Annotated in this window: 26 protein-coding genes; 7 read left to right on the top strand and 19 right to left on the bottom strand. The window is 34.7% G+C overall.

Going from position 1 to position 22891, the window contains the following annotated elements:
* Positions 1-23: 23 nt before the first annotated feature.
* The 4 genes from DN408_RS26740 to DN408_RS26725 all read right to left on the bottom strand — a co-directional run bounded on the left by DN408_RS26740 (position 24) and on the right by DN408_RS26725 (position 2356).
* Positions 24-1115 carry a serine hydrolase gene (locus DN408_RS26740; protein ID WP_078178301.1) on the bottom strand — a complete coding sequence of 364 codons (1092 nt, stop codon included), beginning with the start codon at positions 1113-1115 and terminating at the stop codon, positions 24-26.
* A gap of 100 nt (positions 1116-1215) precedes the next feature.
* Complete coding sequence (locus tag DN408_RS26735) at positions 1216-1851, bottom strand: cupin domain-containing protein (RefSeq protein ID WP_078178223.1); 636 nt, start codon at positions 1849-1851, stop codon at positions 1216-1218.
* Positions 1852-2012: 161 nt separating this feature from the next.
* Entirely contained in the window at positions 2013-2174 is a 162-nt protein-coding gene (locus DN408_RS26730; protein WP_000109008.1) for a hypothetical protein, read from the bottom strand.
* A 65-nt stretch (positions 2175-2239) separates the two neighbouring features.
* The gene (locus tag DN408_RS26725; RefSeq protein ID WP_002011946.1) at positions 2240-2356 is read right to left on the bottom strand and encodes a hypothetical protein; all 117 of its coding nucleotides are present in this window, start codon (positions 2354-2356) and stop codon (positions 2240-2242) included.
* Positions 2357-2486: 130 nt separating this feature from the next.
* On the opposite strand from DN408_RS26725, the gene DN408_RS26720 reads away from it, so the two are divergent.
* A complete protein-coding gene (locus tag DN408_RS26720; protein ID WP_002011948.1) occupies positions 2487-2909 on the top strand; it encodes a YfmQ family protein in 423 nt (140 codons plus the stop codon).
* Between the two features lie 53 nt (positions 2910-2962).
* Here the strand turns inward: DN408_RS26720 and DN408_RS26715 are convergent, their stop codons facing one another.
* Genes DN408_RS26715 through DN408_RS26695 form a run of 5 tightly spaced genes read right to left on the bottom strand, consistent with a single transcriptional unit; the run spans position 2963 to position 8754 of the window.
* Positions 2963-3796, bottom strand: coding sequence for a hypothetical protein (locus DN408_RS26715; protein ID WP_078178224.1), 834 nt, complete (start codon positions 3794-3796; stop codon positions 2963-2965).
* Between the two features lie 20 nt (positions 3797-3816).
* Positions 3817-5079 (bottom strand): MBL fold metallo-hydrolase, encoded by a 1263-nt coding sequence (locus tag DN408_RS26710; RefSeq protein WP_078178225.1) that lies wholly within the window; start codon positions 5077-5079, stop codon positions 3817-3819.
* Positions 5076-6746: an ABC transporter permease gene (locus DN408_RS26705; RefSeq protein ID WP_002126665.1), complete on the bottom strand. Its 1671-nt coding sequence runs from the start codon at positions 6744-6746 to the stop codon at positions 5076-5078. Before DN408_RS26705 ends, DN408_RS26710 begins: the two co-directional genes overlap by 4 nt.
* A 12-nt stretch (positions 6747-6758) precedes the next feature.
* On the bottom strand, positions 6759-7784 hold the full coding sequence (locus DN408_RS26700) for an ABC transporter substrate-binding protein (RefSeq protein ID WP_002086426.1): 1026 nt from the start codon (positions 7782-7784) through the stop codon (positions 6759-6761).
* Positions 7762-8754 (bottom strand): ABC transporter ATP-binding protein, encoded by a 993-nt coding sequence (locus DN408_RS26695; protein WP_078178226.1) that lies wholly within the window; start codon positions 8752-8754, stop codon positions 7762-7764. Before DN408_RS26695 ends, DN408_RS26700 begins: the two co-directional genes overlap by 23 nt.
* 161 nt (positions 8755-8915) lie before the next feature.
* Here DN408_RS26695 and DN408_RS26690 point away from each other — a divergent pair, with 161 nt between their 5' ends.
* Complete coding sequence (locus DN408_RS26690; RefSeq protein ID WP_078178227.1) at positions 8916-9809, top strand: LysR family transcriptional regulator; 894 nt, start codon at positions 8916-8918, stop codon at positions 9807-9809.
* Between the two features lie 40 nt (positions 9810-9849).
* Here the strand turns inward: DN408_RS26690 and DN408_RS26685 are convergent, their stop codons facing one another.
* Together DN408_RS26685 and DN408_RS26680 are read right to left on the bottom strand one after the other, a co-directional pair.
* A complete protein-coding gene (locus DN408_RS26685) occupies positions 9850-10374 on the bottom strand; it encodes an outer membrane protein assembly factor BamD (protein ID WP_002086429.1) in 525 nt (174 codons plus the stop codon).
* Positions 10375-10500: 126 nt separating this feature from the next.
* Positions 10501-11769, bottom strand: a complete 1269-nt coding sequence (locus DN408_RS26680; protein ID WP_078178228.1) for an MFS transporter — start codon at positions 11767-11769, stop codon at positions 10501-10503.
* Between the two features lie 117 nt (positions 11770-11886).
* On the opposite strand from DN408_RS26680, the gene DN408_RS26675 reads away from it, so the two are divergent.
* From DN408_RS26675 to DN408_RS26655, 5 genes are all read left to right on the top strand, one after another.
* The gene (locus tag DN408_RS26675) at positions 11887-13101 is read left to right on the top strand and encodes a helix-turn-helix domain-containing protein (protein WP_078178229.1); all 1215 of its coding nucleotides are present in this window, start codon (positions 11887-11889) and stop codon (positions 13099-13101) included.
* Positions 13102-13167: 66 nt separating this feature from the next.
* A complete protein-coding gene (locus tag DN408_RS26670; RefSeq protein ID WP_001025736.1) occupies positions 13168-13347 on the top strand; it encodes an H-type small acid-soluble spore protein in 180 nt (59 codons plus the stop codon).
* 181 nt (positions 13348-13528) lie between these two features.
* The gene (locus DN408_RS26665; protein WP_147740450.1) at positions 13529-13864 is read left to right on the top strand and encodes an antibiotic biosynthesis monooxygenase family protein; all 336 of its coding nucleotides are present in this window, start codon (positions 13529-13531) and stop codon (positions 13862-13864) included.
* Positions 13865-13866: 2 nt separating this feature from the next.
* Positions 13867-14457, top strand: coding sequence for a dienelactone hydrolase family protein (locus DN408_RS26660; RefSeq protein WP_078178231.1), 591 nt, complete (start codon positions 13867-13869; stop codon positions 14455-14457).
* A gap of 14 nt (positions 14458-14471) precedes the next feature.
* Positions 14472-14831, top strand: a complete 360-nt coding sequence (locus DN408_RS26655) for a hypothetical protein (RefSeq protein ID WP_078178232.1) — start codon at positions 14472-14474, stop codon at positions 14829-14831.
* A gap of 25 nt (positions 14832-14856) precedes the next feature.
* Here DN408_RS26655 and DN408_RS26650 read toward each other — a convergent pair whose 3' ends face one another.
* The 8 genes from DN408_RS26650 to flhA all read right to left on the bottom strand — a co-directional run bounded on the left by DN408_RS26650 (position 14857) and on the right by flhA (position 22876).
* Entirely contained in the window at positions 14857-15027 is a 171-nt protein-coding gene (locus DN408_RS26650; protein WP_002135439.1) for a DUF3951 domain-containing protein, read from the bottom strand.
* A 62-nt stretch (positions 15028-15089) separates the two neighbouring features.
* Complete coding sequence (locus DN408_RS26645) at positions 15090-15401, bottom strand: AzlD domain-containing protein (protein ID WP_002168712.1); 312 nt, start codon at positions 15399-15401, stop codon at positions 15090-15092.
* Positions 15392-16120 carry an AzlC family ABC transporter permease gene (locus tag DN408_RS26640; protein ID WP_002126646.1) on the bottom strand — a complete coding sequence of 243 codons (729 nt, stop codon included), beginning with the start codon at positions 16118-16120 and terminating at the stop codon, positions 15392-15394. Before DN408_RS26640 ends, DN408_RS26645 begins: the two co-directional genes overlap by 10 nt.
* A complete protein-coding gene (locus DN408_RS26635; protein ID WP_078178234.1) occupies positions 16110-16946 on the bottom strand; it encodes a TrmB family transcriptional regulator in 837 nt (278 codons plus the stop codon). Before DN408_RS26635 ends, DN408_RS26640 begins: the two co-directional genes overlap by 11 nt.
* Positions 16947-17123: 177 nt before the next feature.
* Positions 17124-18422: an NtaA/DmoA family FMN-dependent monooxygenase gene (locus tag DN408_RS26630; protein WP_147740449.1), complete on the bottom strand. Its 1299-nt coding sequence runs from the start codon at positions 18420-18422 to the stop codon at positions 17124-17126.
* A gap of 245 nt (positions 18423-18667) precedes the next feature.
* Complete coding sequence (locus DN408_RS26625; protein ID WP_078178236.1) at positions 18668-19441, bottom strand: flagellar basal-body rod protein FlgG; 774 nt, start codon at positions 19439-19441, stop codon at positions 18668-18670.
* 43 nt (positions 19442-19484) lie between these two features.
* Entirely contained in the window at positions 19485-20795 is a 1311-nt protein-coding gene (gene flhF / locus DN408_RS26620; protein ID WP_147740448.1) for a flagellar biosynthesis GTPase FlhF, read from the bottom strand.
* A 14-nt stretch (positions 20796-20809) separates the two neighbouring features.
* Positions 20810-22876 carry a flagellar biosynthesis protein FlhA gene (flhA, locus tag DN408_RS26615; RefSeq protein ID WP_078178238.1) on the bottom strand — a complete coding sequence of 689 codons (2067 nt, stop codon included), beginning with the start codon at positions 22874-22876 and terminating at the stop codon, positions 20810-20812.
* Between the last annotated feature and the right edge of the window lie 15 nt (positions 22877-22891).

Below are 22891 nucleotides of genomic sequence, written 5' to 3'. Positions count from 1 at the left end.
GTTTACATAATAAAATTATTCCATTATAACTTTCTTCTGAAATCTTCATCTGTTATAGCATCTTGAATAAAATAATCTATATTATTTCTCAGCTTTTGATATGCAACTTGATCTTCTATATCGTTAAACATAATTACAACTTCTACCTTATTCCCTTTCTTATCTGTAGTATACAAACTTTTTGTCAATACGAATGCGGTAGAACCACCTTTTTGACCAGCATATTCCAACTTACTATTTTCAACTGTTCCTTTAAAAACATTATCAATTTCATCTTGCATTGATTTTGGAAAATAATTTCTACTATTTATCTTTTCCATTAAACTCAAATAATCTTTAGCATTTGCACTCACTAATCGATCTGACCAAATACGCTGGAATTCCATATCTATTTTTAATGGTATATCACGTTTCTTCCATTCACTTTCATCTTTCATCCATTCATGTATTTGTAACACGTGTTTATTATATTCATCATTAGACATGTTACGTATCATTTCTAACGATTGATTTTCTGGCTCATTAAGCTCTTTTTCTACATACCCTCTCATATATAGTGAAGCAGTATACGAAGAGAACTTGTCATGACTAGTAAGTTCTAACTCTTTTAAACTATCATTTACTCTTTCTATTCCAAGCTTATCTAACAAATATGTTGTATTCGCATTAGAACTATAATGAATCATCCCTTTAGCCACTTCTTCTAAAGCAATCTGTCCATTTTGCACTAACTCTCTCACTTTTGAATCTTCTAACCAGTCAGGATGCGCTCCACCATCAGTGTTTTTAACATAATATTTTTCTAAATCCTGCAATGAAATTTGTTCATCTCGACTTATTTTTCCTTCTGACACTTGCTTAGCAAATTCAACTGCTATTACGATTTTTGCCGTACTTGCTAATGGTAATTTTTTATTTTCATTTACAGATGTTACTACTTCACCGTTTTTTCTAATAAGTAATGAACATGTTTCATCACCTTTATGTTCTTTTATGTAGTTTAATACGTAATCAGGATCTTCTTTTGACAAATAGTACTTCATAATAACAAAGAAAGCTATAACAGCTACTACAATCACTCCTGCAACAATTCCTATAATCTTTAATATGTTCACAATATGCCCCCTCTATAAATTCCCTTCTATATAATAATTATAACGAATAAAAATACAAAATTATACAAAATAGAGTAACTCTTCCTAAAAAAAGAAAGAGTTACTCTATTTCACATGATGTTATTTGTCCATTTAACGTAACAACTATATTTGAGTCGTCACTTTCTTTAACTCTATTTAGTCGATTTGAGTTAGGAGGACCAATTACAACTGACTCCTTAATTGGCGAAAGGTCCTTTCCTAATTTTTCTGCACTTACACCGTATGCAGCTTGAAATACTTCTGGCGGTGTTAATCTAAGTATGTCTGATCCCTCTGCTGTTTCAAACTGATCGTTATTAAAGAACAAATGTAATTGTACTTCTTCTGTTACCGCTGTAATCCAATGCCACCATCCCATTGGAATAAAGACAGTTTGCCCCGCTTTCACATGATAATTTTGCAATTGATTCGTTTCGGGATTTAAAATGGATGTAACTACTTCTCCTGATACAACAACATCTAATTCCCACGCATTCGGATGCCAATGTGGTTCCCGCATATGCCCTTTTGCCATAAACAAATCAACAAACGCCCCTCCTATCATCGCAGGTAACTGCGTTGAGGTAACTTCATATGCAACGTTTTTCTCATCTCTTTTAAAAAAGACATTTTTTCTCGAATCAAAGAAAAGATTTGGCGTTCCTGAGCTTTTCTTTAAATTTTTATTATCTGTAACATAACCTGAATTACTCATTCAATCCCTCTTTCCCGCTCCGAACATTTCTGATTTTACACTGTATCGTATGGGGAAATTTTATAAATGTGCCTATTAACAACATAACAAAAAAACATGCCTTCATGATGAGAGCATGTTTTGTGATTTTTTTCACATTATTTAGTTAAAAAATAAACTTTTTACTTACCATGATGTAACATTAAATCACTAAGTTCTTCTTCAATGTGATTTAATTTCGCAACTCCTTCTTTCCACTTATGAATATAACGCGATACCCCGACAATAAATAAAACAATAATTGTAGAAAGAATAATACCATATACGATTGTTACAGTACTCATAGTTACACTTCCTTATAATTAGTAATGTTGTTATTAGTTATATTTTTATTATAAACCTTTTTCTTTTAAAATACTTCGATTTCAACTTTTTGTAACAAAATTGATTTTTCTAATATTTCGTTCGTGAAAATGGCATATTTTTCACAAATTATACAAAACTTCACCATATGTACTATTACCACATGAGTTATATTGTTAAATAGGATAAAGTGAAATTTTAGTCAGTACGGGGTATCTATCCCACACTGATTATTAGCCCGCACCAACCAGGATTTTACGGACCGTTACTGTGGGATAAAGGGGATGAATACTATGACGACTTGGTTTATTGTAATGTTAGTTGTATTTGGGGCATTTAAAATTATTGTTTCTAGCCTTCCTAACTCTGCTATTGAATCCATTATTAGCAAGTACGAAACACATCCACAACTTGAAGAAGAGAATGTGACTGTTACAATCAATGGAAATAACTTAGAAGGCGAAAAGAAATCCAAAATTATTCATGATTTTAACGAAGGATTATTTTTAGATCGCTATTATGCACCACCACACAATGAAGGCACTCCTTTAATTATCAATGCAAAACGTGGCAAAAAAGATTTTACATTTTATATTTATAGTCATGAAGAGCATGTTGATGTAGTAAAACAACATAAAAAGAAGGTAGTTGCTTATAGTTTACGCTCTAAAAACCTTCAAAATAATGATATGTTCGTGTCAGCTGATTTAGCTTAATGCTCATATATTAGAAGAAGGAATCCATGGCACATAGATTCCTTCTTTCCTATTTACTGAAAAATAAGCTCTGTCTTCAAACTATCTTTCGGTAACAACCATCCTTTTTTCTCTATACTCGCCATTAATAATTCTCTTTGTTTTGTCGCGATACTTTCCTCATTTGTTTTAAACGACACTTCTATTACGAAGTCATCTTCTATCTTCCCCGTATTACTTAATGGCCAAATTTCAATATTCGTTTTTATATTTTCAAATTCACCTGTATACCGTTTCATTAATACAGGACCATAAATGTGAGAATCCTTCAGCATCTCTTCTCCCCAATTCGTATACAACCATTTGTTCATTTTTCCTGGTAACTTTTCTATTAACATATTTTGAGCAGCTTGTTCATTTGGTAAATCAAGTATCCCATATCCTTTAGCACTATAACTTTTCTTATTTGAAATACTTAATGTTTTCTTCTCAAATCCCCAATCTATTTCCGCCTCATAACTATCAGTTTTACTATCAAATCCATCTTTTTTAGCTACTCCTAGTGCATCTTGAATTACACCATTTGGAATAGGATATCTTTTTTTATATGTTAGCTCAAAATCTTTACTAAATTCTTTCTTTCGAATTCTCGCAAACCAACCTTCATTACTTAAATTTTTATTCGCTGTATCTAAAAATTGCACTTGTATTCTTTCATAATTTGTACCAGCCTGGAAATATTCTAGTACCTCTTGGTTCATCTCTTTGTTATAACCTAATACTTGTTCTGGCTTTAATAATAACTTCACTTCAAAGCTAGGTTTCATTGGACTAGCAGCAAAACCTTCCTTAACGTTATAAAGGAAACAACAAAAGAAAATACTTACGAATACAAATACTTTTTTCATATACCGATCTCCTTTACATTTTAAATTACTTCTATACGTTCCATAGTAAGCGAATATACATTTTCATATCCTGCTATGCTAAGCTTTTCCTGCAATCGATCCGTATCCTCTTTCAAAGCATGTACTAACACCGTATGTTCTGGTAATAGTGTATTTAACATTTCCTTAACGTCACTTATACTTTGATGAACTTTATATGGAACTCGCTTCACCCTACATTCTTTACCTACACGTTCCTTCAAAACTTTTTCTGCAAAACTTCCTTTAGCAATATGTCCAGTAAAGATAATGGAATTTCGTTCTTTATGCCGAAGTTGTTCATAATACAACTGCGCTCGTTTCGTTTGCATATTCGCATCACTCATTACAACTATTCCGTAACTATTTTGCATACAAATGTCATTATCCATAACTATTATGTTTCTTTTTAAACTCTCCACAACTCGTTCAAGTTTTTCATTATTTTTTAGCCAATCTTTATATATGAACATTTCTTCAAAACCAACCAAAATTTCTTTATCTACTATAAGCGGAAAATCTTTATATCGTTCATATAAATACAATACTATATCTTGCGCCCTACCAAGTGGAGGCAGTGGTAGTAATGCCATTCCTTTATTGTGCGCAACTCGTTCAATTTCTGCACATAATTCGTCCACTCGTTCCTTTTGTGAAACATCATCAGTGTGATAAGCGGCATCTACAATTGCAATTTTTATATCGCTTCGCAAATTTTCAGGTAAATTAGCTCGTAGTATATTAGATTCTGCTGAATAATCACCAGAATAAAATACGTATGTATTACACATATCCACTAAAAACCAAACAGCTCCTAATACATGCCCACTATACCCCCATTGAAACCTCAACGTTGGTGTAATCTGTATCCATTCATTTGGATTACTAATCTCATCAATACATACATAATTTAAATCTTTAATATTTTGATCGTTATAAGGTAAATTCCACCCTTTTGAAAGATTGTAGTTTCCCCATTTTTCAAAATAAGCTGGAAGTTGCTCCTTCGTATAACGAGTCGTCCAAATTTTTTTCTTATATCCATACTTCGTCAATAAAGGTAAACCCATCGTATGGTCTTCATGAATATGTGATAAAAATACTGCATCCAAAAATGGAACAACTTCTCTTTCTATTTTGGGATAACTATCCTCATATGATCGATTAATACCACAATCAAATACTATTTTTGTCTCTTTATTTTTTACAAAATAGCAGGAACGACCGTATTCTCCCGCTCCTCCCCATACTTCCATCCTCATCATGCTACCCCTTTTCGTTTTTGCTCCATATGTTGCAGAAGTAATAAGCACATTGTTGTAAGCCCAACAGAAACAACAGCCATTGCCATTCCTATAGATACTTCTCCTTGTTCAAATTGAGCAAAAATAAACGTTGCTGACGTTTCTACTGATGGAGGTAGTACGAGAAGCGATGCTACTAACTCTCGTATCGAAATCGTAAATGTCATCGCCCATCCAGCAAGAATTCCTGGAATAATAAGCGGCAATATTATTTTTCTAAAAATATAAATGTAATTCCCGGAAAAAATACTTCCTGCCTGTACAAGAGAATCATCAATTTGTCCGAGCGATGCTTTTACATACTGCACCGTATAAGGTAAAAAGAGAACAACATACGTTACGATAACCATGACTGGTGTATTGTAAATTGACATAGGCATATAGGGTGAATTCCAAAATAAAATAAGCCCTACAACCATCACTATTCCTGGTACCATATTCGGTAACATGCCGCACATATCAAGCCATTTTTCAGAGGACTTTTTCCCCTTTCGAATCATAAGCGCCAAAAATACGCCAATAATTACAGCAACAATCGCCGTTACGAGTGAAAAAAGAAAACTGTTCCATAAAGCTTCTAATCCCGGAGAACCAATTGTAAATAATGCTTCATAATGGCTTGTTGTAAAGTTATTAAAATGTAAGCCACCGCCTCTTAACTTCGACAAAGAAGCAATAAGTATAGAAAAGTATGGGATTCCAATTGCTACTATTAGTAAACCAATTACATAAACCCATGCTATAACGCGCGCAAATATAGACAAAGTATACCTTTTAGATTTCACACCTTTTCCACTAACCATTGCATATGTATACTTTCGATTCAATACATTTTGCATATACCAAATGAGCATACACGCACTAAGTAATAAAGAAGATAATGCTGTGGCACTGCCAAAATCAATCGGCCAACTAGAGATAAATTTATGAATCTCAGATGTTAACACATGGAATCCTATTCTACGTCCGAATGTAGCTGGTGTTCCAAATTCAGCAATCGTCTTTACGAAAATGAGTAAAGCGCCCATTACATAACTTGATAACAATAACGGTAGTATTATTTTTCTTAAACGATAGAAAAAACTTCCACCATGAACTGCTGCAGCTTCTTCTTTACTACTCCCAATCTGAAGTAACGTGTTTTTCAACATGAAGTAAAGGAATGGGAATAAATGCAGACTCATAATTAAAACCATACCGCCTAAACTAAAAAACGATGATGAAATCGGCTTTAAAGCCGGAAAAAATTGTTCAAAATAACCGTTAGGTTGCATGAACAAAATCCAGCCCATCGATCCGATATAGGGCGGGGTCATAAATGGGATCATAAAAACAATATCTAACTTACTATACTTTCCTACATCTGTTTTGCTCATAATGAACGCCAATGGAAACGCAAATATTGTAGCTCCTATTACAACGAGTACACCTAGAAGCATCGAATTTAGAAAAATTCCAGCTAATCCACCACTCTGCATGACTTCAAAAGGCTTTAAAAAATTCCAACTGCTATTTTCATATACACTAGAAAATAAAATGAGAAAAATCGGAATGACGATTAACATCGCCACAAGTAACAACGCTACTGTCATTCCAACTTGTCTTACTGATACGAATCGATTTACCATGTAATCACCATCTTATTGAAATACTTTCTTAAATTGTTTTGCTATTTCATCTTGTTCTTTCTCAACTGTTTTCCAATCAATATTTAATACTGGAATCTCTTCTACATTCGGTCTATTTTCAGCTTTTATATCTTTTCTACCTGGCAACAAATACGCTTTAGAAACTTGTTTTTGCACATCATCTGATAATAAATAATCAATAAACTCTTTTGCACCTTCTACATTTTTACTATCCTTCATAATGCCTGCTGCACGTGGACTAATGACTGTTCCGCTTTTTGGATATACGATATCAACCGGTTCACCCTTTGCTTTTGCACTGTACGTCATATAGTCAACACCCGCGATTACCATATCTTTCGCTCCTGTTACAACTGGGTCTAACGCTTCTTGGTTTGCCCCAGCTACTGTAACTTCATTTTTCTTAAGCTGTTCAAATAAATTCCATCCATCTTGTCCATTCTTTTTCACATATCCTGTTACAAAGTCTAAAGCTGAACCTGAAAGTGCTGGATCTGGAAGATTCACTTTCCCTTTCCATTCTCCTTTCGTTATATCGCTCCAATCTTCAGGTGCTGTCTTCACATTTTTTGTGTTATACACAATTCCTAATGCTGAAGCACTATATCCAAAATAATGTCCTTTATCATCCGACCATTCAGAACGAAGCTTATCAGCTTGTTTTGCTTCTTTATAAGCTAACGTTTGCCCATCTTTTTTTAATCCTTCCATCGCTGGTAAAGAAGCAAGTACGACAACGTCAACGACTGGATTTTTCTTTTCAGCCTCCATTCTTGCTAAAATCTTACCTGTTGTTCCTTGAAACATTTCTACTTTTATCCCTGTTTTCTTTTCAAAGTCCTTTTGAATTTTTTCTGCTAATCCTTTTGGTCCTGCACTATATACAACGATTTTCTTTTCATTAGCATTTTTATTTTTTGCATCTACACTGCCTGTCTTTGAGCTACAACCTGTTACTACAGCAGAAAATAGTAAAGTACATACAAATAAAGACTTAAGCGAACTGAATTTCTTCATACGATTCTCCCCCTATATGATAAATACATTTTTTTGGTACATATAACGATACCGGTTTACCAACGCTTAGCTTACTATTGTGATAAGCTGTCCATACACCGAGTGTCCCCATATTTACTTTTACTTCATAACGTTCTCCTACATATGTAACGTGCTGAACTTCACCTGTATACATTTCGCACAAGTCATTTTTTGTCCAGCTCACATGCTCTGGACGAATCATTTTTTTCCCCTCTACAAGCCAATTTGCCTTACCAATAAATTTTGCAACAAATTCATGAGACGGTTTCACATAAATGTCTTCTGGTGTTCCTTTTTGTAATACTTCACCCTGCTTCATGACAATAATTTGGTCTGACATTGACATAGCTTCTGTTTGATCATGTGTTACATACAATGCCGTTAAACCAATTGAATGAACGATGTCCATAAGTTCTAATCGCATTTCTTCTCGCAAAATTGCATCGAGTGCACTTAACGGTTCATCGAACAAAATAAAATGAGGTTTCGTTACAATTGCTCTAGCAAATGCGACACGTTGCTGCTGTCCACCTGAGAGTTCATGCGGATATCTTTTCTCCATACCTTGCAAACGAACTCGCTTTATCGCATCTTCTACCTTTTCTCTTAAGTGATTCGTTTGCTTTGTAGCCCTTAAACCAAATGCAACATTTTCAAATACAGTCATATGCGGCCATAAAGCAAAATCTTGAAATACCATGCCGATATTCCGCTCATGAGGAGATGTTTTTATCTTTTTAGCAGAAGAATACATGCACTTATCTCCAAAATATATTTCACCTTTATCCGGTTCCTCAAGCCCTGCAATCATTCTAAGTAAAGTCGTTTTCCCGCATCCTGAAGGTCCTAAAAGTGTGGTGAATTCCCCTTTTTTCATTACAATCTGTAACGGCTTTAACGCCTGTGTTTTCCCAAATGCCTTTTCTAATCCATGAATTTTAATATCCATCGTTTCACCTCTCTCCCCTCATTCTTAACCTGCTTTCATTCTATCTGGAAGTTTTATACTGAATGTTAATGTACTGTAAAGATTAAATTAAAAAATCTCTAATAAACTATTTATTTCTATAGATTTTTTCTATAGTTAGAAGAAAAAGGGGCCAACTTATCATGAATCTCTTAAAATTAGAAATTGTAGTGCTTATTAAGAAATACAAAAAGCTTACTATTGTTGCAGAAAAACTTGGCGTTAAACAACCTACTATTACGTTTCATATAAAAAGCTTAGAAGAGGAACTTGGTGTGCCTTTATTTGAATTACGTTCCGGAAGGTATTTCTTAACAGAAGCTGGCGAGGCATTGCATCATTATGCTTGTAAAATAGATGCACTTATGAAAGAAGCTAGGCGGGTCACGCAAGAGTTTAAAGATTTTAATAAAGGCGCTATAACAATTGGTGCTAGTTATGTACCAGCGACTTATCTTTTACCAGCAGTTGTTCACCAATTTCAATGCGAATTTCCAAGTATAAAAATAACACTCATAGTAAAAACAGCTCCTGAAATTCGAACGATGCTACAAAATCATGAAATTGATCTCGGGATAATTTCTGCGGCGCCTTTTGACGAACCACTTCTAAAACAAATGAATGTAATGCCTGATACACTTGTTCTTGCCTTTGCCAAAGAACATCATCTTTCTAAAAGAACAAATGTATCATTACAAGATATCGAAAAAGAACGTATATTATTGCATCGTAACCCATCTACAACGAGAGATTTACTTACACAATGGACGTTAGCACATAACATTACATTCCAATCAGAAATTGAACTAGATTCATTAGAAACGATGAAACAAATTTTAAAATATGGTAATGGCGTTGCCTTTATTTCAAAACTTGCTATTGAGCAAGAAGTACAACGAAATGAGCTATGCTATATACCGATCCCTGATTTTGAATTTCAGCGTAATATTTATACCATTCATCATGAGGACAGATGGAATTCTAAAATAATTTCTTTTTTACTACATAGCATTACTTCTTTTGCAGAAAAAAATTAAAAGGCTGTCGTTATACACGACAGCCTTTTAAACTATAACTCTATTTGTTTTTCTTATCCTCAATTTTTGCTTGTGCCTCTTCAGCCTTATCTAATGCTTCTGAAACTTTTTTCTCTTTTTCTTTTACATCATCTATACTATCAACAGCTTTAATTAATTTATCGATTCCTTCTTCATTTACCTTTTTTCGTTTCGCTACTCTTTCATTTACTTTCTCTTCCACATCTTTTGCTTTTTGAAGCATATTCTCTGCATTTGATGTCACAGCTTTTTCAAGTGCATCATCTTTTTTCTTTTGTAACACTTCATTTGCAATATCTTTCGTTTCTAAATACTTACCGTCTTTTAATGCTGTCGCACCGCGATCTAGTAACTGAGCGACTTCTTTATATGCCTTCGCTTCATTTCCTGATTTCTCTTTTTCCGCTTTTTCAAACCACATAATCGCATCACTATATTTTTCATTTTTCAATGATTGCATACCTGTTTCAATATACGTGTCATAATTACTACATCCAGTCATTACGACTAACAGAAAAAGCATTACAAAACTTAATTTTCTCATGATGTTTTCTCCTTTTCTTTGCCTGCTCACTTTACTGTAACATACATGAAAAGGAGTTTCAAAAACTAAAATACTAATTTGGTCATTTTTATTATTTCCAGTCAATTTTTTATTACTTTCTTATTTTTAGGCCGACACATCCACTTGCTTTTTCGCCACTTGCTTTCTTACTCCAACTAATACAACTAATAATAACCCTCCACCTAATGTCATCATAACAATGCTAGTCGGTAACATATCTAATAATAATCCATATACAATCATTCCAAGCGGTGCGATTGCAGTAGAAATTGTTTCAAGTAGACCGAATACACGTCCTAAATAGTTTGGATCTGTCGTCTTTTGCATATGTACTTGCATCGGGATATTTACAACCATCATTGATATACCAGTTAAAATCATAAAAGTGATATAGTAAATAAAACTTGCTACTTTCGGAATGATAACTAACAACGGAAAGACTGTGCATAAACTCAAGCCCGCAAATAAAAACAGTCCAATATAAACAGAGCGAAACGGATTATTCACTTCTTTACGTACTGATAAAACAATTGCACCAATTAGCATCCCGACTGCTAACATTCCCTCTACAACACCGAGTTGCTTCGAGGATAAATGCAAATTTTTAATAATAATATATGGAAGCGAAACGAAAAGTGCACTCGCAAAAAAGTTTACCCCTACTGCAATTTTCATTAAACCATATATTTCATGCTGTCGTTTCACATATGAAAAACCTTCTTTTATACTCGTCAAGAAATGCTCTTTACTTTCGGCCAATTCTTTTTTATATAAATCAAATACGATGAATAATTGTACAATAACTGCTAAAAAGAATGTAATACTATTTAACAGGAAAAATGTTTTGATTGAAAAGAAACCAAATACAACTCCTCCAATAATCGGCGCTATAATATTCGATAAAGATGATGCCGTCTGATTTAAAGCACTCGCTTTTTGAATACGCTCCTCATCTACTAAATTAGGAATAGACGAAGTTAATGAAACAGAATAAAAACTTGCACAAATTGATAATAATGCCGCTGATACATAAATAAACAGAAGTGATGGTCCAAATATAGTAGCAAGACTAAACATGATAAGCATTGTTAAGCTACTTAATAAATCAGTGCCAATTACAAGCCATCTTCGGTTCACACGGTCAGCTACAGCACCTGCAATTGGGCCACAGATCATTCTTGGTATTGATCCGCAAATAAGAGTAGTTGCAAACCCCATTCCTGAACCAGTTGTCTTTAATACGTATAATCCCATTGCAAACGTATAAATACCCGCCCCTAACAAGGACGTCATTTTTCCAATCATCATTAAAATAATATTTCTCGTTGCAATCTTCTTTTTCCAATCATTTTGACCTATACTTACATCCCCCATTATGACACTCTCCCTTTAAAAGTTAAATTGTGTTAAACTTATTATATATAAAACTTTCCAATTTTTACAACGAAAAGTTTAATTATATTTAACTTTTTGATTATAAAGGAGCATATGATGGCTACTCTCGGCGAGAAAATTAAAACGTTACGAAAAGAAAAAAAGCTTACTCAAACTGAATTAGCAGGTTCAGAACTGACAAAAAGTATGTTAAGTCAAATTGAAAATGGAAAAGCTACACCTTCCATGAAAACATTACAATACATCGCTGAAAAACTTGGATGCGAAACGAGTTTTTTACTAGAAGAAGATGATGTAGAAATTATAGAAATCATTCAACAAATGGAACAACTAATAAAGGCAAATAAATGTGATGAAGTATATGAGACTTTACTACCTATCGTTCAAAAAGAGCTACCTTCTACTTTAAATACCGCTCGTTTATATAAACAATTTGTAACAGCTGCGGCGATTATGAAAGATTACAACATTGAATATTACGTTGAAAAGGCTACTTCTATTTTTGAAAAATATACGTTATACCGGGACAGTACGGAAACAAAATTAAAATTATCCTTTACGATATTCACACGTAAAAAGTATGGTGAATGTTTACAACTTATAGCTAGTATTAGAAATGATTATGAGGAGAAACATTTAGAAATGGATCTCATTATACATATCGAGTTATGTTTATATGAAGCCATCATTTTACTAGCATGCGGCGATTATGAAACATGTGAAAAAACAATATTAGAGGCACTCGAGTTTTCAAAAAAGCATCAAGTATATTTTAAAACAGACGAATTTTATCGGATTTTATCTTACCAAAAAGTCATTACAGCTGATAAAGAACAATATTTATATTACATAAAAAAATCTGAGCAATTTGCCATTTTTACAGAAGATACTCTATCCATTGCGATTATTGATATTTTAAAAGCTTACTACTACAACACGATTACTAATGAATATACAATCGCATTAAAACATCTAGAACAATTTCGAGAGAAACTAAAAGATGAGCCACTTTTTCAAGACGACGGATTGTATTATCTTGAAAAAGGAAAAGCTTTATACGGATTGAAACGTTACGAGGAAGCTTTACAAGCATTGCAACGTGATATCATGCCGGATTATATGAACCATCCACTTGATCAAGCGTGGCTTACAACAGCAGGTGCATATCGTGCCCTTTGTTATGTAAAACTTAACGATAAAAAAAGGGCTCTGGAGGAAGCTACAGAAGCCGCTCAAAAGATACAATCCTACCCGGATTCCATCTTTTCTTCTTTTATTAAAGAAACATTACAAATAATACAAAAACTTTAAAAATGTCTCGAAATGGTATATTATTCCTCCTTTTTTGCAAAGATAATAATGATGGGAGGAATATAAATGAATATACAACGCGCAAAAGAGCTTTCCGAGTCATCTGAAGAAGCCAATGTCAGTTTTCAAGGCATGCCTGTTATGATTCAACACGTCGATGAAAGCAACGAAACCGCCCGCATATATGAAGTAACAAATCCAAAACGCGAATTAACGGTTCCAGTTAATAGCTTAGAGGAAATATAAAAAATGCCACTTCTTTTTTTTGAAGTGGCATTTTTCTTACTTTAGATTACTTAATATAAATCCCTTCTATCCTCTGTTTTACAACACCTAAAAAAATAAGAATCTTCTACTTCTTTTTTTAACCTGCTAAAATACAAACTATGAATTAATTATTCGCACTATACATTAAGGGGGAAAAATAATGAAATATGATTTAGAAAAAAACAAGCCCTATTATGCAGTTATATTCACTTCAAATCTATCAAATGATACAACAGATTATAGTACCGTTTCCGAAAAAATGGAGGAACTTGCGAAACAGCAACCTGGATTTTTAGATGTCGAAAGCGCACGTGATAATTCGGGACTCGGCATTACAATTTCTTATTGGGAGTCACTTGAAGCAATTGAAAATTGGAAAAAGAACGCCTTACATAAAGAAGCGAAAACAAGAGGCCGTGAGCAATGGTATGAAAACTTCCACCTGCGCATCTGCCTTGTTGAGAAAGAATATAAGTTTCATAGAGGTACATTGTAACTATGAAGAAAAAACTAGCTCTCGTTGTTGTTCATGAAATATACGGTGTGAATGATCATATGCATCATGTTATAGATCACTTCACTACATCTATATTAGATGTATTCTGTCCTAACCTTCTACAATTACAAAATTCATTTCATTATAGTGATGAAGAAAAAGCATATCAATATTTTATGAATCATATTGGATTTGATTATGGGAAAGAACAAATTAATGAGGTAATTTCTACCCTTTCAAATGATTACACGCATATAGGACTTATCGGCTTTAGTGTTGGGGCTACCATCGCTTGGCTCTGTAGTAACAATCCAAAAATAGATTTTATCATTGGATGTTACGGTTCCCGTATACGTGACTATGTTCACATTAAACCTACATGTGCTACATTACTTATTTTTCCTGAACAAGAAGCTAGTTTTTCAGTATCCTCTTTAATCCAAACATTGCAGCAACAAAATAATCCTTTATTAGAAATAAATCAACTACACGGTGAACATGGATTTTTAAATCCGTACACTGAAAAATATAACGAGCACTCTACAAAGCAAGCATACAACCTAATAGATTCGTTTCTTACGCAAATAATATGATAAAGGAGTTTTATATGTCACTTACATTACTTTTACTCATATTCCTAATAATACCCTTCATTTCAGCATTAGCTCTCATTTTTATGACAGTTAAAAAAGGAAATTTTCTAAACCTACCATACTCACAATCATTCATCGTATGTGCTCTATTTTTTACGAATTGGATATTATATTTAACAAATTTTTATTCATTACTACCTGAGAAAGTTAGTCGATTTATATTTCTACCTATTTGGTTTTTCCTTTGCGTTTTAGGCTTTATTATTTTCGCACGCGAATGGAAGAACAATCGTATTTTTTCCATATCTATCGGTTTCCTTTCTTCTATTAGTTTTCTATTTGGATTATTGTTGTTAGTTCTTTCGGGAATGTAAAAATAAAAGGAAGAAAAGCCCAACATCAACTTTTCTTCCTTCTATTTTTACCTTTAGATTTCACTGTTACTGATTCACAAGGTGTGTAGTAAATTTGAGGTGTCGCCTTATCAACCACCATCATAAACGTAATAAAACCGATAATAAAGAAAATGAATACCGTTAATAAAATAGCGCCTATCGTTAAAAGTATCATAACACCACCCCTATATATTTCATGTTATTACACCTTTCGCTATTATATGAGCTGAATCCTTTTTAGAAAAATAAACGTAACAAAATAATTACAATGACTCCTGTTAATACTGTTCCTAATAAACTACGAGTATATATCGCTACGAAAAATGTAGGAATTGCCGCAATGATATAATCCCACTGCACTGTCTCATGCATAAATAATACTTGTGCTAAAAGTGCTGCTAATATCGCAATTGGTATGTAATTTAACCATTTTAAACCCCAGTCTGGAATTTGTAGTTTACTAAATACGAGAAGAGGTAAAATACGTGGTACGAGTGTGACAGCTCCGGCTGCTAGTAAAAGTAATAATACGTCCACTCTTACTTCCATTTTTCAATCACCACCCCGATTGTCGCAGCTAAAAGTGTTGCGATAATAACTGCTATACTATCTGGCATAAATAAGTGTGAAACGTATGCGATAATAATCGCTACAATTGCTACACTTAGATGAATGGCTAGTTTCGGTTTACTACTTATTAGCTGAAGTACAAATAATCCGATAAACATCGCTGGTAACGCATAATCCATTCCGTACGTATGAGGATCTGGTATCCACTCTCCAAAAAGCCCTCCGAGAACTGTAGCTAAAATCCAATTTAAATATGCTGTTACATTAAGTCCCATCATCCATTTCTCGCCTAAATGGCCTTTTTGTGCTGCTTGTTGCACTGCAACGCCGAAAGTTTCATCTGTAATTTGCGAACCAATTATTAAATTTTTAAAAAGAGGTATCTTGGTGAAGTAAGGTGCGAGTGCAGCACTCATTAATAAGTGACGTAAATTAACAAAGAACACAGTAAAAATAATTGCCGAGGCTGGGGCACCCGCTGCATACATACCCGCTAATATAAACTGAGCAGAACCTGCGTAAATTAATGTGGACATAAAAGCAATTTCTATGATCGAGAAACCTGCTGTTTTCGCAATAACACCAGCCGCTATACCGATGCTCAAATATCCAAATACAGTTGGTAAACAATCCTTTACACCTTGCTGAAATGAATCATCGCTCTGCAGTGTCATATGTGCTTGAGCTTTATTCACCATTATCTCCCTCCATTTCTTCTATAGTACGTTTTCCTGTTACGACATGAACTAAATCTATGTTTTCACGCCATAATGTATCTAATTTATCAGCTCCAAACTCCTTCGTAATCTCTTCCACCATAATGTCGTGCCGAACATATTCTGTAGCGACGAGAACTAAAGCTGGATCATACGTTGTAACGGCCCATGAAGTGCTATCATTTGAAAAGTTAGCAATTAATACTTCTTCCCCATCACGCGCGATAACAGTTAAATGACCACCCATTCTCTTTTCAACGACGTGAGGTGTCATATAATTATGGTGAAATGTCGCTCCTATTTTTGTTTCTGGAGCACCAAATAAAATCGAAAAAATATGTACGCCTTCCGCTTCCTTTTGATGAATGAATGGCTCAATCTCGTGCACTTGATCTTCCCATACAGAAATCCATAACTCTTCTTTTGCTCTATTAATTATATTGCATATTTCTTTCAAAACACGATCATTTGAGCGAATATGCGAAATTACATCAATTTGTCGCTCTTGTTCTAAACGATTTAATTTTCGGTCTAGAAATTCAAAGGACTTTTCAAAATCTTTTCGCATTCGATCCATTAATTCCGTAGCTGGCACTGGTACATATTTCACTGGTTCAGAAGGAACGATATGCACCGCTCCTTTATCCATCAACTTGCCAAGTACTTCATAAATCATCGAACGAGGTACGCCTGTTTGTTTACTCACTTCATAACCTGTTACTGGGGAATGTTTTAATAAACCAATATACGCTTTACATTCATACTGGGAAAAACCTAACTTTTGTAACTCCTTTATTATTTCATCCATCGGTAACCCCTCACAATTTATATAGCTCTAATTTCAAAACTACGATTTCACTTTCCATTAGTAGTTATTGCTATACCTACTAATATAAAAAAGAAGCCTCTATAAGTCAACTGACAATTCCGAATTTTTATTCGAAATAAAAAGCCTTCTTTTGAAAGGCTTTTTGTGCATAATGAATTATTTCAACTGTAGAGCATTTGATATATTACCCTCCAAATGCTCACGTAAGGTTGAACCTGTATACTCTTCTCTAAATACACCTGCTCTCACGAATAAAGGAATGACTTCACTAAAGAATAAATCCAATGATTTTGGAGGTCCCCCTGGAATTGCAATAAATCCATCTAGTGCCCCTGCCTCAAATCTTTCCATAATTTGCTTACAAACATCTTGTGGTGTGCCTATAGCGACCCAATGAGCAGAACCAACAACTTCTGGTCGTTCTAGTATTTGCTCAACAGTTGGTTCATTTTTTATGATGAAATTCCGTAATAATTCGGCATGTGTTTTACTACGTACAGCTTGATTTCTACTTGGTAGCATATGTTCAGTAACCTTACTTTCTAACGGTATCCCTCTAACGTCTAACCCGAGAACCATTTCAAGTAAAGCGTACCTCTTCTCTTTTGTAAGATGTTGATGAGCTTGCCTGTGCATTTCTAGTGCTTCTTCATATGAATCACCAATAAAGAAATATAAACCAGGCAATACACGTATATCCTCTTGCTTTCGGCCATGCTTTTCTGCTCTTCTTCTTAAATCTTGACGAAGTTCGATTCCTGATTCTACATCTGGCATTGCGGCAAAAATCGCATCTGCAACAGAAGCCGCGAAATTCCGGCCTGACTCTGAAGCACCCGCTTGAAATAAAGGCATTTCCCCAGAAATATGTTGCGGGATATTAAGTGGACCTTTCACCTCAAAATGCTCACCACGATGCTCAATTGGCTGTACCATCTCTCTAATTACATCTGCATTGTCTTCTTTCAAAACTTCATAAGGATGACTCCTCCAAAGTTTTCTTACTAACTCTGTACATTCTGTCGCTTTCGCGTATCGTTCCTCAGATGGTGGCATCCCTGCCTCACCAAAGTTTTCAGCACCATCAATTGATGTGACAATGTTCCATCCTACTCGGCCGTTACTAATCCAATTTAAAGATTGTAGTTGCCTCGCTAGTATATATGGTGGATAAAATGATGTTGAAGCGGTCGTAACGACTCCAATTTTTTCTGTTGCATAAGCAATAGCAGTAAACAATAGTGTTGGATCTAAAATTACATTCCCCTTATTACGTGCAATTAAATCTGGATGTGCCACTAAATAATCCGCTTTAAAAACAAAATCTAACTTGGCCTTTTCTGCCTGTAGTGCCAACTCTACTTGTTCATCTATCCCTGAATTAAACATACTCTCTTGTTCTTTCTTTCTAGAAATCAAACATAGTCCAATGCAAAGCTGTTTTTTTGTAGACATATGTACACACCTTCCCCTTATTTTTAATTTACCTAGTTAAACAAATGATACGACCCTCACAGCTTCTATTCTTATTAAAGATAAAATGATATTGATAATCATTATCATTTTATGGTGTAACTATAATAAAAGCAACAATAAAGTGAAACTTTAATCAGAGGAGGAGCTCCCATCCTCTGATTATTAGCCTTCACCAATCGAGCTTTTGCGGGATAAAAAAAAGACCACCACTAATTGGAAGTCCTTTATCTCAATATTTCATTCGCTTCTTTTTCATAAATTTTATCAAACGAAGTCATGATGCGCTGCGATGCTTGAATCATTTTTTGATTCGTCATAAGGTCAGCCATTTCTTTCGTCATATCCACATTTGAATTTTCTAGCATATGATTACGTACTGCCCCTGTTCCATTCGGTAAATCAGCAACGTTTCCTTCTGCTAGTGTAAAACTTTTATTTTCACGTTGTACGAGGCGAGCGTTCGTTTCTACGTCTACTGTTTTCGTTTGCAGACGGGCAATATTATTTTGTGTTACTTCATCGTATAATGTACCGTCTGCTTGTACAGCTACCTTTGCTCCTTCTGGAATACGAATACGTTCATTATTCTCACCCATTACGAAAGCACCAGATGCTGTTTGTAAATAACGATCACTATTTAATGTAAAGCTACCGTCTCTCGTTAAAAATGTTTCATCATTTTTAGATGTAACAAAAAATGATGATGTGCCAGCCGCACCGTCGTCTAAAAAGAAATCTGTAGCACTATTTGTCATTTGTATATTTCCTTGTACTAAGTTCACATGCGTCGCAGCTGGTACGACAGCGTAATCGACCGAACCGATATTTGTCGTAGCTCCGTCTCCGCGGCGATATGTGTCTTGCACATCAAATACTTTAGACGTCATGTTTTCTGCTTTAAATCCTGTCGTTTGGGCATTTGCAACGTTATTCGAATGAACATTAATATGCTGCATGTAATTCATCATACCCATAGAACCTATATAAAGACCGTTCATACTTGTTTGAATAAGGCAAGCGCCTTATTCTTCACCTCTTTTCTTACGATGTTTGTAACATTTGTTTTGCTAAATGTTCAGCTGTAGCGATATGTATATGTTGCTTCACGTCTTGTCCGTCTGTCATTAATACAATTGGTGCTGATGATACTGCTGGAATTTTTAACAATTCACCACTACTCGCTGTTTCATCAAATTTCGTAAATACGATTCCATCAATATGAATATCTTTAAAATTCGTAATGATTTCAATCATATCTTTACTTTTCATAGAAGCAGATAACGTTAAACAAATATAATCTGGCTCTACTTGCCCCATCGTCTCAATCATTTCTTCAACTGTATCTGACGTACGATAATTTTTACCGGCTGTATCTATTAAAATATAATCGACGCGAGCTTCTTCTTTAAAATAAGTAAGTGCCCTTGCCATTGCGGGTTCATCTCGCACAGCGATAACTTCTGCTCCAGTTGTTTTTACGTAATCTTGCAGTTGCTGCACTGTCCCGATGCGAGAGTGATCTGTCGTAATAAAACCAACCGTTTTTTTCTTACCGTGAAACTGCCATGCCATTTTCGCAAGTGTCGTCGTTTTTCCAACGCCAGTTGGACCGATTAATGCAATTGTTTGTACCTCTTTCTCAAATACGTTTTCAGTATTAAAATGAGATCTCATATCTTCCAATATGTATCCGATGACTTCTTCTTCTGTAATCATCGTTGCATTCTCAAACTTCACTTTTAATTTTTCAGCATATGCATGAATGAAATATTGTTCCACATCGTTTTGTTCTAACATCCGAATTACTTTTTGAATAATAAATGGTACAGATTCCTGGTTTTCTTTTTTTATAACTACTTCTTCTTTCTTTACAGAAATAGCTTGTTTCACAACAGGCTGTTTTTTAGCTACTTTCGTCTCTTCTGTATGTTTCACAACGACAATACCCTTTTCAAACAGTTGTAATAGTTTCTCTTTTTTTCTTGCCCATTCTTCACTATTTCCTGTTTGCATCGCTGCGTACGACATAGAAGTTGTTACGTTTTCTAAATTGTGCAGTACCGATTGAATTCCATTTGCCTTCACAATTTCTTCTGAAGGTTCATTTACAACATCCATTAATTGTTCATGAAATTGAGTTACGCCTTCGTTACTTTCTTCCTGTTTATCTTCAGGAAAAGCGACTAACATCTCATAATTCTTCTTCCAAAAAAACGGGATGTTTCGTTTTACACTTTCATCGACAACGTAGTAATAATCTGTACCATATTGGTCAAATAACTTTCGATACAATTCATTTTTCGAAGCTGCTTTTATTCGCATTAACGCTTCTTTTTTTTCTGTACTTTCCATTACTTCACCCCCTACTATTCAATATAAGCAATTTGATCTACAACAATTTCTGGTGCTAATTCACTAATACATAATACTTTCGCTTCTATTTGATAACGTTCAAGAAGTCTCACAATCGCAAACCTGAAATCTTTTCTGCGTGTTAATAATACTGGCTCTCTTCCCATTAAACGAGCTTGTTTGAAAACGCGCTGTACTTGTTCTACTACACGCGTTTCTAAATCTAAATCCCAGTTTAATAAATAACCTTGGTATGAATTATTAACAACATCTGCATCCAACTCAAGCGAATCAGCGAAAAGCGCTGCATAAATTTTCCCGTCAGGATTTTTCGCACTCTCACAAATAACTTTTGAAATACATTCACGAACAAATGCAGTGACACCATCAACATGGTTTTGATAAATTTCTTTCCCGTCAATAATACCTTCAATAATTGTCGGTAAATCACGGATTGAAATTCCTTCTTTCAGCAGTTGTTTAATAACATTTTGAACGAGTGATAAATCAATTTCTTTCTTCTTAATCTCTTCTAATAAAACGCCATTATCAGTTTCAAGCGAGTTAATCAAGTCTTTCACATGCTGACGCTGAATTAACTCGTGAAGGTTACGTCTAACGACAACATCTAAATGCGTAATTAATATGCTAAGCGGCTCTAACACTTGATAGCCCTTCATTTGTGCATCTTGTACCGTATGCTCCAAAATCCAATATCCATCTTCACCGAAAATTGGATCTTTCGCTGGTTCTGCATCTAAATCCGCCATTACGTTCGGTGTTTTCAGTGCTAATAAATAACCTGATTTTAAAACTCCTTCAGCAGCTTTCGCACCTTTAATACGAATAATGTAACGTCCGCGCGGTCTAAAACTCGTATTATCTTTAAAGTTAATTCCAGGAACGTTAATACCAAGGTCAGTAATAATCGACTTCCTCATAAGAACAACTTTATCACGAGCTGTTTCCCCGTTAATCTTCTGCTTTACAAGTGCCGCTAAATCTAAACCGAGCTCTACGATAATTGGATATTTATCTGTAAAGACGCCGAATGAATCTTCCACTTGTTGCAGTTGCTCTTCATCGCCTTGAATCATTTCTAATTCTTTTTGAAGCTCGTCTTCTTTTTCTTTCTTTATTCGCTTTTTATTACGAACTCCTAAGAAAATAATCGTGCCTCCAACGAGAGCAAATGGTAAAAATGGTAGCGGTGTAAAAACACCCATTGCGATAAATAAACCACCGAGTGCATATACAACAACTTCATGCGCTAATAACTCTTTAAAGATTCCTTCAGTTACTGTATCTGCTGAACCGTCAAATACACGCGTTACGATAATACCTGTTGAAATCGCAAGCATTAACGAACCGATTTGGTTTACAATTCCGTCACCGACAGTTAACTGTGTATAGTGAATAGCCGCATCTGCAAAGCTCATTCCTTGCTGCATCATACCAACAATTAAGCCGAAAATAATGTTTACGAATAAAATGACAATCCCGAAAATAACGTCCCCTTTAATGAACTTTCCGGCACCATCCATCGCTCCGTAAAACTCTGTTTCCATATTTAATTTTTTTCGTTTCGCCTGTGCATCTTTTTCTGTAATAAGACGCTGATTCAAATCAGCATCGATAGACATTTGTTTCCCTGGTAAAGAATCAAGTGTAAAACGAGCTGCTACTTCAGCTGTACGAGACGCACCGTTTGCAACGATAAACTGGAATATGATTAATACTATAAAAATAACGATACCAATTAATAAGTTTCCGCCAATTACGAACTGGCCGAACTCTTCAATAACATGACCCGCATTTCCGTCTGTTAAAATCGCTCGCGTCGTCGAAACGTTAATCGATACGCGGAAAATCCCGATTAATAACAACATCGTTGGAAATGACTTTAATTCATCCCACTCGTTAATACTTGTAGCTCGCATATAAATAAGCACTGACATACTTAGTAGAAAAACGATAACGATATCAAGTATAAATGGTGGAAGTGGAATTAAGAGCGCCACAACGAATGACGCTGCTAAAAAGATAGAAAAATAGGTTCTTGCAGAATCCATCTTAAACAAAGAGATCCCCTCCAA

The sequence above is a fragment of the Bacillus sp. AR13-1 genome (assembly GCF_008042285.1).
GTDB lineage: Bacteria > Bacillota > Bacilli > Bacillales > Bacillaceae_G > Bacillus_A > Bacillus_A mycoides.
This window is presented reverse-complemented; position numbering and strand designations above follow the sequence as displayed.